At 51.1% G+C, this 233-nt stretch carries 1 protein-coding gene; it reads left to right on the top strand.

Translation table 11 applies throughout. The annotated features are described in order from the left end of the window. On the top strand, positions 1 to 233 hold a 233-nt coding region (locus AC3XQU_RS25025; protein ID WP_489876782.1), incomplete at both ends, for a hypothetical protein.

The raw sequence follows: 233 nt of genomic DNA, 5'->3' as shown, positions 1-233 counted from the left end.
GTGGAAATCAAGATTTCGAAGATTGAGCCTCGCAGGGGTGAACTAAAGGGAACGCGTCTTTACGAGCGGCTTGTTGAACATTGCTGTTTCCGACAAGACGAGAGCGAATTCTTCTTTCTGACTGCCGGCCCGGCAATTGATGAAGCATTGACGCCAGAAAAAGCCCGAAAGCAGGCTGAAGACCATGACGACGGAACCGAAACCCAGGAAACGGCAATTGATGCCGAGTCGAA

Source organism: Telluria sp. AZSoR62 (assembly GCF_058111565.1).
Note: the sequence above shows the minus strand (reverse complement) of the source record. Positions and strands in the feature narration are given on the sequence as shown.